The following is a 10,039-nucleotide window of genomic DNA, read 5'->3' as shown; positions in this document are numbered from 1 at the left end:
AAGCCCCAAGCGACCACCGACTCCACCGAAACGCCCAACGTGCGGCAGGGCGAATCGCGCACCGCGCGGGCCAACACAAACACCGCGAGCAAGAAAGATCTGGTCGCAGCCGACGCGGCGACAAGCACTGCCCCGAACACTACGGCCCAGGCCAATGCGGCCGTCGCGACGGCCACCGAAGGGACGCTCGCATTGGCCCCCGAGGTCGAGCTCGCGCTGTCCGACGTACCGGCTGCGCAGCAAGACAACCCGGCGGCGCCAGCGGTCGACGCGAGCAAGACCACGAACATCGGCGCGCCATCGCGCGTGCCAGACGCCCTGACGGCCGCCCAAAGGCTCGGCGGAGCGACACAGAACGCCGCTCGACAGGTCAACGGCAACGAAGGCGGCAATACCGTGCCGGTCGATCGCGTGCGATTCGTCCAGCGGGTTTCCAAGGCGTTTCAACAGCTTTGGCCCGACGGCGGCGTCGTCCGCCTGCGGCTGAGCCCACCCGATCTCGGTTCAATGCGGATCGAAGTGGCGGTGCGCAGTGGGGTGATGACGGCCCGGGTCGAAGCGGAAACCGCCGCGGCCCAGCACGCGTTGATCGATCAACTGCCGGTGCTGCGCGAGCGGCTCGCCGAACAGCAAATCCGTATCGAGCGCTTCGACGTCGATGTCCGGACGAATTCGCACGATGGCTCACCGCGCCAGCCGTTCGACCAGGACCGCACACCCCGACAGGCGCGCGTGCGGAGCAACGCCTCTGCGGCAGCGCCGGCGGGCGACGTCGAAACGCCGGCCCCGGCCCGCGCGCTCGGCAGCAATGGACGACTGAACGTCATCATTTGAAACACATGCAGGCCCCAGCAGGAAACATCCCATGGCCACTGATCCCGTTTCGAGCGTCGGCTCTTCATCGACGAGCAAGAAATCGCAGAACGATCCGCTGCGCGGCTTGGATCTCGACGAGTTCCTGAAGCTGATGATTGCGGAACTGCAAAACCAGGACCCGCTCAACCCGCTGGAGAACTCGGACATACTGGCGCAGATCAGCCAGATTCGCGAAATCGGCGCGACCGACAAGATGTCGTCCACGCTTGATTCCGTGCTACTCGGTCAACAACTGTCGAACGCCGGCACCTTGATCTCGAAGAAGATCACCGGGCTGGCCACCGACGGGAAGAACGTCACCGGCCTCGTCGAGCGTGTGTCGATGGACAACGGCAAGGCAGTGCTGCACATCGGCGACGCGAGCGTGCCGCTGGCCAACGTCCGCGAGGTCGTCCCGGCCGGGGACTAATCGCCGACCCTTGTCGGCTGAACGTACGTAGCGCCGCGCCCAGGAAACCCACAAGCCCGAATTCGTTTCAAATACCGCTGGAATCTCGCAGGAAAGAGAGGGGGACCCCATGGGTCTGTCATCCGCACTCAACACGGCACTTACGGGCCTCACGGCCGCCGAGACGACGATCGACGTCGTCGGCAACAATATCGCCAACTCGAACACGGTCGGCTTCAAGTCGTCGGAAGCCGTGTTCGCCAACCAGTTGCTGCAGACACGCAGCCTGGGCTCGGGCCCGACCGACACGAGCGGCGGTACGAACCCTCGGCAGGTCGGCCTCGGCGTGCAGGTGGCCGAAATCACGCCCGACTTCACGCAAGGCACGATCGAGATCAGCTCGACGCCATCGGACCTGGCCATTCAAGGCGATGGGTTCTTCATCGTCGAGGCGAACGGCGCACGCGAGTACACGCGCAACGGCATCTTGAAGACCAACTCGGCCAACGAATTGGTGACTTCAACCGGCCGCCGGTTGCTCGGCCACGGGGTCGACGAAGACTTCAACATCGTGCCCACCGAACTGGTACCCCTGACGATTCCGCTGGGTGCGGCCGCCGTGGCCCAGGCCACGCAGAACGTCGTGCTGGAAGGCACGCTGATTCCCAACGGCGATCTGGCCACAACGGCCCAGGTACTGCAAACCGCGATCCTGGGCGACGGTTCGACGCTCGCCCCGGCCACGACCGACAACCCGGATATCGCCGTTGCCGAACAGGCGCCCGACACGTTCACGGCGACCGAAGGCATCGCGAACGCCACTGCGCTGGCGCAGGGTTATTACCGATACAAGGTCGTATACGTCGATGCCTTCGGCAACGAGAGCACGCCCTCGGACGACGTGGTCGTCCAGGTCACCAACGCGGGCGGCCGCGAGGTCGACCTCGGCGCGATCCCCGACGACACCGACTACGCCAACCGGCGCATCTATCGCACCGCCGTCCAGGCCAGCGCCGCGTTGAGCGATCCGCCGCCCACCTATTACCGCATCGGTACCCTGCCCGTGGGCGGCGCTGTCGTCTACAACGACAACCTGAACGACGCGGGGCTCGTGGCGCAGCCGCAGCTCGACACCGACGTGCTCGACGGCAACTACAGCTACCGCATCACCTATTTCAAGACGGGCCAGCCCGAGAGCCGTCCGTCGGGCCCCACGGTGCCGGTCGTCGTCTCGAACGGGCGCCTGCGGCTAACGGGCTTTCCGCCGGACCCCTCGGGCGGCGACTTCGACGGCATCAAGCTGTACCGGAACCTGGCGAACGACAATTCACGATTTCTCGAGGTCAAGGAGCTCAATTTCGGCGAAGAATTCATCGACAACTACAGCGACGACGAGCTGCTCACGCTCAACCACGAGGTCGATCTCGACGGTCCGCGCGTGACGGCCGCCACGTTGTTGACCGACGTGCTGGTCCGCGACGGCGACACCTACAGTCACGCCTTCGAAGTGGGCACACTCGATTTTTCCGGCAAGAAGGGCGGCCGTACGCTCGAGTCGAAAACGCTCGACGTCACCGCCACGACGTCGGTCCTCGACCTCATGAACTTCATGGAACAGTCGCTCGGCATCCAGATTCCACCGGGGCCAGACTCGATTAACCCGATCCCCGGCGACAGTTCGAGCTTCAACGTCGGCGGCGACGTCGTGGGCGGCCGGATCACGCTCACGAGCAACAACGGCCGCGACAATGCGGTGGATGTCTCCTTGTCGAGTTTCAGCCTGACCACGGCAACCAACCAGCGGCAGGTCAACCTGGGCTTTGGCGTCGTGCAACAGGCTGTCGGCGAAACGACCGCCGCGGACTTCGTCGTCTACGACTCGTTGGGCATTCCGCTGAACGTCCGCGTGACCGTGGCCCTGGAGAGTCGCAACAGCACCTCGACCACCTATCGCTGGTTCGCCGATTCGCCGGATAACGATCCCGCCTCGGGCGTCGGCATTGCCGTCGGCACCGGGCTGATCAGCTTCGACGGCGAAGGCAACGTCACGAACGTCACGGAGAACACCGTGTCGATCGAGCGGCGCAACGTGTCCAGCGTGTCCCCCATGGAGTTCGATCTCGACTTCAGCTCTCTGTCGGGGCTCGCCGCGCAAAAGAGCTCGCTGGCCGCGGCCCGGCAGGACGGTTCGGCGCCGGGCACGCTCTCGAGCTATATCATCGGCGAAGACGGCCTGATCCGCGGCGTGTTCTCCAACGGCGCCTCGCGCGATCTCGGTCAAATCCGCCTGGTCCGATTCGCCAACCCGGCCGGCTTGGAGCAGCGCGGCGAAAACCTCTATGCCGAAGGCGTTAACTCAGGTCTGCCGGTCGAAGGCGACCCCGGTACCCAAGGCATTGGCACCCTGGTCGCGGGCGCCGTAGAGCTTTCGAACACCGATATTGGCGCCAACCTGATCGACCTGATCCTGGCCTCGACCCAATACCGAGGCAACACCCGGATCATTACGGCAGCACAACAGTTGCTCGACGAACTGCTCAACCTGCGACGGTAAACCAACAACAGCGCAAAGCGGACGCGCGGCGCCGGCGATTCGAGCCGGCGCCGCCGCCCGTTGCGCGCGGAGACATGGTCATGATCAAGCTCACCCGGCTCGACGGCGAGGCCTTTGTGCTCAATGCCGAGCTGATTCGTTACGTCGAATCGCGGCCCGACACGTTTGTCACGCTCACGGGCGGCGACCGGTTGATCGTCCGCGAATCGATGGATGAGGTCGTGTCACGGGCGCTCGAGTATCAGCGGGCCAAGTACCTGTTGCCGTCGCTGGTCAGCCAGGACGCGGCAGCGGCGCACCCCTAGCCAGCGGGAAACGCCATGGATCTGGCTACCCTTGCCGGGCTGATTGTCGCCGCGGGCTGCCTATTGTATGCGGTCGTCATGGCCGGCGCTTCGCCGCTGTCATTCTTCCACACTTCGTCGTTGCTGGTCGTGTGCGGCGGGACGGCGGGGGCGCTGCTGATTGCGCACCCCTTGCGGCAGTTGCGCGGCTGGCGCGCCGCGGTCGGCCCCGCCTTTCGACCGCGGCCCCCCGATCTCGAGGCCCTCGCCGAGCGGATTGTGCGTCTTGCGGAGAGCGCGCGGCGCGAAGGCTTGCTCCAGCTCGAAGAGCGGCTGCTCGACGACGATCATCCCACACTGCAGCTCGGCGTCCGCCTGGCCATCGACGGTACTCCGACCGAAGTCCTCGAAGACATCGTGCGTACCGAATGCGAAACGGCCGGGCGGCAGCAACTCGCCACGCGCAGCATGCTCGAACAAATCGGCCGCATGACGCCGGCCTTTGGCTTGGTGGGCACCTTGCTGGGCCTGATTATCATGCTCGGCAAAATGTCTGATCCCACGGCCGTCGGTCCCGGCATGGCGGTCGCCCTGATGACGACGCTCTACGGCACGCTCGTGGCCAATTGCCTGGCGCTGCCGCTCGCGGAGAAACTGACGCACGTGCATCGCCAAGAACAACTGGCCCGGGAATTGATCCTCCGCGGTGTCCTGGCGCTGCACGCGGGCGAGCATCCACGAGTTATCGAACAGCGGCTGTGCGCCTTCCTGCCCGAGCCTCCGGCGGCGACCAGTCTGCGCATCCGGAGGGCAGCCTGATGCGGCGCGGCCCGGTCGATCCGTTGCTCGACGATCACCCCCCGGTGGTGACGCAACCGGCCTGGCTGATGACGTATGCCGACCTGGTCACGTTACTCTTGACGTGCTTCATCATGCTCGTCGGCATGAGCGAGCTGCGCGAGCCGGACCGTTACAGCTCGCTGCTGGGCGCGATGCGCAATCAGTTCGGCGAGGAGGCGGGGGGCTGGTTCTCCACGGGGCCATCGCCCCGCGCGGCACGGCGCCGCGCCGCCTGGGCCGCGCGGTCGCGCCGCCAGACGCTGCTCAAACGCAACACCGCCGGCGCGACGCCTAGCGCGCCGATCGATCTCAGCGGGCCCGCTCAGGCAGGGGTCCGCGTCGGCTTCGCCGCCAGCTCGACCACATTGGCGGCGCCGGCCTTGGCCGAACTCGACCGCTTTGCCGCACACGTGGAAACCGGCAGCGAACCGGTCGAGCTACGCACGACGGTCGACACGGCGGGCTCAACCCCGGCGCAGGTCGACCACGCGCTCGCCCTGGCCCAGCGCCGCACACGGCACGTGACCGAAGCGCTCATGGCCCGGCGGATCGCGGCAGTGCGGATTCGCCCCGAGATTGTCTTGTCGTCGCTGTCGTCACAACCGGACCAGGCCCCCGCGGCCGACCCGCGCGCTACGACCGGCACAGCGGGCTCTGGGGCCGAAATTGAAGTACGTTTGCTGAGCGGCCGGTAGTCGCCGCAACTCGCTCGGGCCTTGCCGCGCACCCGCTGTGTTCTCGATCGATCCGCCGGCCATTCAGCTAGCAGTGCATCGATGTCAAACGCCGAAGCCGCTCCAGCCCCCGAACCGCTCCCCGTCGCGGCGGCCCCCAAGAAGTCGGGCCTGATGGGCCTGGTGATTGGTTTGGTGTTCATGCTGGCGGTCGCCGGAGGAGAAACGGCCATCGGTTACTTGTGCGTGCCGAATCTGGCCGTCGCCGCCGCTGCCGAAGATGGAGAAGAGGCCGAAGCGGAAGCCTCGCATGGGGCCGCAGAGGCCGACGCTCATGGCGGTGGACACGGTGACGGGCACGGCGACGCTCACGCCGCGCCCGCCCTGCCGAGCGATCCGGACGCTATCGTCGAGTACGATCTCGGCTCGTTTCATCTGCAGACGTTTCAGCCGATCTCGAACACGACCCAGTACATGGACTTCCACCTGTACGGCACCTTGCGGGCCGGCGACCACGCCGAGTTCTCGGCGCTGTACACGCAGAACCAGCATCGCTTGCGCGATCAAATCATTGCTACCATCCGCAACAGCGATGCGGACGACATGGCCGATCCCGGGTTGGGGTTGATCAAACGCCGGGTTTTGAAGAAAAGTAACGACCTTCTCGGTAAGCCCTTGCTGACGGCGATCGTCGTCAGCGAGTTTACCTTCCTCGAGCAGTGACGTCTCGCTAGCGCGTTTCCGACAGTTCTCGCTCCGCAGTCGAGCGATCACCTGTCCGGCGCCGCGCCAGTGCGGCTCAGGCAGGGATGCGGGTCGTATGACCGACGATTCACAGCGCATCGGACAGGACGAAATCGAACGGCTCTTGCAGCAGGCGCAATCGGGACCTCCCCGAACGGCCAAGCCTGCCGCGCCCCCCGGCGAACCGCCCGCGAGCGCAGCCGCGGCGCAACTGGGCCAGCAAGACATCGAAGCCCTGCTCGGCCAAACGGGCAAACCGCCCGCGGCCAAGTCGAACGAGGAAGATCCGGCCAAGCTGTTGGGCCAGGCCGATATCGAGGCCCTACTCCAGAAAAACACCGGACCTGCGAAGCGCCCCGCCGCGCAAGCGCCGACCGCTGCCGCGGTGGCGGCCGACGATTCGGGCGTCGCGCCGCAAGATGTCGAGCTGCTGCTGAAGCAAGCCCAGGACGCGTTGGCTTCGATCGATTCTGGCACGAAGCAAGCCCTGCCGGACGGCGTTCGTTCGTTCAAGTTCGAAGAGTTCGCCGGCGCCTCGCCTACGGAAGAACAGGCGACGCTTGATCTGATCCGCGACGTCGAACTCGATCTCAAGATCGAATTGGGCCGCACGCACATGCATCTGCAGGACGTGCTCAAGCTGCGCAAAGGAGCGGTGGTCCCCCTCGACAAGCTGGCCGGCGACCCGGTCGACATCTATGTCAACGGGCGGCTGATCGCCCGGGGGGAAGTGCTGGTGCTCAACGACAATTTCTGCGTCCGCGTGGCCGAACTTGTCGCCGGCGAAATGGCCCGCGCCGGCTAGCCCCGAATACGGTCAACCTGGTTCCTTCGCGAGTCGCGCACGGATGCGCCTGGCCCTCCTGCAAATCGCCTGGCTGTTAGCGATTCTGGCAATCGCCACGACCGCGTTTGCGCAGACTGCGAACGACCCCTGGCGGGCGCAGGGTGACGCGGCACCGTCCGCGCCGGCGAACAACCCGACGACGACGCGCCAAGCGGTGACGCGTACGACGGTTCCTCGCACTGCTCAGCGGCGTGCTACGCCCGTGCGCCAGGCGGCGCACGAAGAACCAGCGGCACCGGCGGCACCGGCCCCCGCGGCCAGGCCTCCGGCGCCCGAGGCGTCGCCGCGGCCGGATGCACCGGCCGCGATCCCGCTCGCCCGCCGCGGCGATACATCGACGACGAAGCCCGGACGAAGCCGCAGCTCGCAACAGCCGGGCAGCTTGCCGATCGTGACCGTCGCCGCCAGCCTGGCCATGGTGCTGGGGCTGTTCTTCTTGCTGGCCGTCTTTCTGCGGCGCGGCTTGCCCAAGTCGATGACGCCGCTGCCCGCCGAAGTGCTGGAAACGCTCGGCCGCGCGCCGCTCAGTGCCCGGCAGCATGCGCACCTCGTGCGTTGCGGCAACAAGCTGCTGTTGCTGGCCGTGTCGCAACTCGGCGTCGAAACCCTGACGGAAATCACCGATCCCGGCGAAGTCGATCGGCTCTCGGGCCTGTGTCGGCAATCGCATCCCCACAGCAGCGCCGCGGCGTTTCGCTCGGTGCTGACGCAACTTTCGCGCGAAAGCGATGGCGACGGCTTTGTCGGTCGGGCATCGAGCCTGGTCGACCTGGCCAACGAACGCGCGCCCGCGACCGCAGTCAAAAGTCGATGATCAACTGGCGTCCCCAACTCGATCGCCGGAGTCGCGCGGCCTGGACGCGCTGGCGACGCAGCCACGCGCGCCGATTGCTGGCCCTGGCCAGCGCCGTGCTGGCGGTGCTGGTGATGTGGGGCACCGCCGGCGCTCAGGAGCCGGCCAACCAGCCCGCCGCACTGACGAGCACTCCGCCTTCGTGGCTCAGCAATCCGCAGACGTGGACCACGCCGCAAGGGCTGAGCTCGACATTACAGGTGATGTTGCTGTTGACGGTCATCAGTCTCGCCCCGGCAATGCTAGTGATGACGACCTGTTTCGTGCGCATTATTTGCGTGCTCGGTATCTTGCGGCAGGCGCTCGGTACCCAGCAACTGCCGCCGGGACAGGTGCTCACCTCGATCGCGATGTTCATGACGCTGGCTATCATGAGCCCTGTCTGGAAGCAGGTGTATCACGACGCGATCGTGCCTTACACCAATCAGGAGATCTCGCTGGAGCAGGCCTGGGACGCTGGCGTCGCGCCGGTGCGGCGCTTCATGAGCCTGCAAATCGAGCGGACCGGCAACCACGAGGACGTGTGGTTGTTTCTCGAATACCTGCCCAATGAATCCACGCCGGAGACGTATGAAGACGTGCCGTTGGAGGCGCTGTTGCCGGCCTTCATGCTCAGCGAGTTGAAGACGTCGTTCTTGATCGGATTCCAAATCTACCTGCCGTTTATCATCCTCGACCTGGTGATCGCCAGCGTGCTGATTGCCATGGGCATGATGATGCTGCCGCCGGTGCTGGTATCGCTGCCCTTCAAGTTGCTGCTGTTCGTGCTGGTCGACGGCTGGCACCTGGTCGTGGGCATGTTGCTGGAAACTTTCGAACCCTTCACCTAGCGCCCCGGCGGCGCCGCGCGCCGCCGCGCCGGAGACTTGTCGCCATGTCGCCCCAAGATGTCGTCGATCTCGTGCGCGAGGCCCTGCAGATTTCGTTGCTGGTCAGCGCGCCCGTGCTGGTGACGGGCCTCGTCGTGGGCCTGGGCATCGGCTTGCTGCAGGCCCTGACGCAGGTCCAAGAGCAGACGGTTTCGTTCATCCCCAAGCTGATCGCGATGGCCGTCGTGTGCGTGCTGGCGCTGCCCTGGGTCATCGGACGCATGCAGGAATACGTGCACGACCTGATCAGCGATATCCCGAACCTGCTCTAGCGACCGGCGCCGGCCTGCCATGCAATGGCTCACGCAGCTTCATCCCGAGCAGTTGATCGTCTTCGCGCTGGTGTTGACGCGCGTCAGCTCCATGGTCGTGATTGGGCCGTTGTTCGGCGCCGCCGACGTTCCGCCGCAGATCCGCGCGCTGTTGGCCGTGGCGCTGGCGATGCTCGTCACGCCGACGCAATTGGCCGCCGACACGCCCGAGTTTGCCAATCTGCTTGAATTCAGTCTGGCCCTGGCTTCGGAAATGATCGTCGGCATCTCGCTGGGGCTGGGCGTGCTGGCGCTCTTCGGCGGGCTGCAAATCGCCGGCCAGATCATTGCCCAGATGAGCGGCATCTCGCTGGCCGAAATCTTCAACCCGGGTTTCGACACCTCGGTCCCGGTGTTTTCGCAACTCTTGTTCCTGCTCACGCTGGCCGTGTTCTTGTTGATCGGCGGCGATCGCCTGTTGCTGGCGGGGTTGCTGTCAACGTTTGCCGCATTCCCGCCGGGTACGCTCCAGATGTCCCCTCAGCCCGGCGAGGCGTTCATCGAGCTGGTGTCGGTCAGCTTTGGGCTGGGCATGCAAACCAGCGCTCCGCTGATGGCGACGCAGTTGGCCGCGACGATCGCGCTGGGGCTGATCGGTCGGGCGCTGCCGCAATTGAACATCCTCGCCCTGGGCTTCGGCCTCAACGCCTTGGTCACGCTGGGCATGTTGCTGTTGACCGTCGGCGGCATAAGCTGGGCGTTCGAAGATCAGCTCGATTCGCTGATGGACCTGATTCTCTCGCCCGCGACGGCGGTGCCGCACGCGGCCCCCCCGGTCGTGTCGTAAAGGGGCGCCGCG

At 65.8% G+C, this 10,039-nt stretch carries 12 protein-coding genes; all 12 read left to right on the top strand.

Translation table 11 applies throughout. The annotated features are described in order from the left end of the window. A partial coding sequence (locus K1X74_15370; protein MBX7167710.1) for a flagellar hook-length control protein FliK occupies positions 1-834 on the top strand: 834 nt, incomplete at its 5' end. A 31-nt stretch (positions 835-865) separates the two neighbouring features. Then, the gene (locus K1X74_15365; protein MBX7167709.1) at positions 866-1,285 is read left to right on the top strand and encodes a flagellar biosynthesis protein FlgD; all 420 of its coding nucleotides are present in this window, start codon (positions 866-868) and stop codon (positions 1,283-1,285) included. Between the two features lie 109 nt (positions 1,286-1,394). Next, positions 1,395-3,818: a flagellar hook-basal body complex protein gene (locus K1X74_15360; GenBank protein MBX7167708.1), complete on the top strand. Its 2,424-nt coding sequence runs from the start codon at positions 1,395-1,397 to the stop codon at positions 3,816-3,818. 80 nt (positions 3,819-3,898) lie between these two features. Then, positions 3,899-4,123, top strand: coding sequence for a flagellar FlbD family protein (locus tag K1X74_15355; protein MBX7167707.1), 225 nt, complete (start codon positions 3,899-3,901; stop codon positions 4,121-4,123). A gap of 15 nt (positions 4,124-4,138) precedes the next feature. Next, positions 4,139-4,921, top strand: a complete 783-nt coding sequence (locus tag K1X74_15350; protein MBX7167706.1) for a MotA/TolQ/ExbB proton channel family protein — start codon at positions 4,139-4,141, stop codon at positions 4,919-4,921. Beyond that, entirely contained in the window at positions 4,921-5,637 is a 717-nt protein-coding gene (locus K1X74_15345) for a flagellar motor protein MotB (GenBank protein ID MBX7167705.1), read from the top strand. Before K1X74_15350 ends, K1X74_15345 begins: the two co-directional genes overlap by 1 nt. 81 nt (positions 5,638-5,718) lie before the next feature. Further along, positions 5,719-6,339, top strand: a complete 621-nt coding sequence (locus K1X74_15340) for a hypothetical protein (GenBank protein ID MBX7167704.1) — start codon at positions 5,719-5,721, stop codon at positions 6,337-6,339. Between the two features lie 97 nt (positions 6,340-6,436). After that, on the top strand, positions 6,437-7,165 hold the full coding sequence (fliN, locus tag K1X74_15335) for a flagellar motor switch protein FliN (GenBank protein MBX7167703.1): 729 nt from the start codon (positions 6,437-6,439) through the stop codon (positions 7,163-7,165). Between the two features lie 43 nt (positions 7,166-7,208). Continuing rightward, positions 7,209-8,021 carry a flagellar biosynthetic protein FliO gene (locus tag K1X74_15330; protein MBX7167702.1) on the top strand — a complete coding sequence of 271 codons (813 nt, stop codon included), beginning with the start codon at positions 7,209-7,211 and terminating at the stop codon, positions 8,019-8,021. Next, positions 8,018-8,890 carry a flagellar type III secretion system pore protein FliP gene (fliP, locus tag K1X74_15325; protein ID MBX7167701.1) on the top strand — a complete coding sequence of 291 codons (873 nt, stop codon included), beginning with the start codon at positions 8,018-8,020 and terminating at the stop codon, positions 8,888-8,890. The genes K1X74_15330 and fliP overlap by 4 nt, the downstream gene beginning before the upstream one ends. Positions 8,891-8,934: 44 nt before the next feature. Next, the gene (fliQ, locus tag K1X74_15320) at positions 8,935-9,201 is read left to right on the top strand and encodes a flagellar biosynthesis protein FliQ (GenBank protein MBX7167700.1); all 267 of its coding nucleotides are present in this window, start codon (positions 8,935-8,937) and stop codon (positions 9,199-9,201) included. Positions 9,202-9,220: 19 nt separating this feature from the next. Further along, positions 9,221-10,027: a flagellar biosynthetic protein FliR gene (locus tag K1X74_15315; protein MBX7167699.1), complete on the top strand. Its 807-nt coding sequence runs from the start codon at positions 9,221-9,223 to the stop codon at positions 10,025-10,027. The last annotated feature ends 12 nt before the right edge of the window (positions 10,028-10,039 follow it).

This window comes from Pirellulales bacterium, from assembly GCA_019694435.1.
Lineage (GTDB): Bacteria > Planctomycetota > Planctomycetia > Pirellulales > JAEUIK01 > JAIBBZ01.
This window is presented reverse-complemented; position numbering and strand designations above follow the sequence as displayed.

Excerpts from the sequence above, each read along its gene's own strand:
- K1X74_15365 (MBX7167709.1), top strand. The coding sequence starts at position 866 with ATGGCCACTGATCCCGTTTCGAGCGTCGGCTCTTCATCGACGAGCAAG.
- K1X74_15360 (MBX7167708.1), top strand. The coding sequence starts at position 1,395 with ATGGGTCTGTCATCCGCACTCAACACGGCACTTACGGGCCTCACGGCC.
- K1X74_15355 (MBX7167707.1), top strand. The coding sequence starts at position 3,899 with ATGATCAAGCTCACCCGGCTCGACGGCGAGGCCTTTGTGCTCAATGCC.
- K1X74_15350 (MBX7167706.1), top strand. The coding sequence starts at position 4,139 with ATGGATCTGGCTACCCTTGCCGGGCTGATTGTCGCCGCGGGCTGCCTA.
- K1X74_15345 (MBX7167705.1), top strand. The coding sequence starts at position 4,921 with ATGCGGCGCGGCCCGGTCGATCCGTTGCTCGACGATCACCCCCCGGTG.
- K1X74_15340 (MBX7167704.1), top strand. The coding sequence starts at position 5,719 with ATGTCAAACGCCGAAGCCGCTCCAGCCCCCGAACCGCTCCCCGTCGCG.
- fliN (MBX7167703.1), top strand. The coding sequence starts at position 6,437 with ATGACCGACGATTCACAGCGCATCGGACAGGACGAAATCGAACGGCTC.
- K1X74_15330 (MBX7167702.1), top strand. The coding sequence starts at position 7,209 with ATGCGCCTGGCCCTCCTGCAAATCGCCTGGCTGTTAGCGATTCTGGCA.
- fliP (MBX7167701.1), top strand. The coding sequence starts at position 8,018 with ATGATCAACTGGCGTCCCCAACTCGATCGCCGGAGTCGCGCGGCCTGG.
- fliQ (MBX7167700.1), top strand. The coding sequence starts at position 8,935 with ATGTCGCCCCAAGATGTCGTCGATCTCGTGCGCGAGGCCCTGCAGATT.
- K1X74_15315 (MBX7167699.1), top strand. The coding sequence starts at position 9,221 with ATGCAATGGCTCACGCAGCTTCATCCCGAGCAGTTGATCGTCTTCGCG.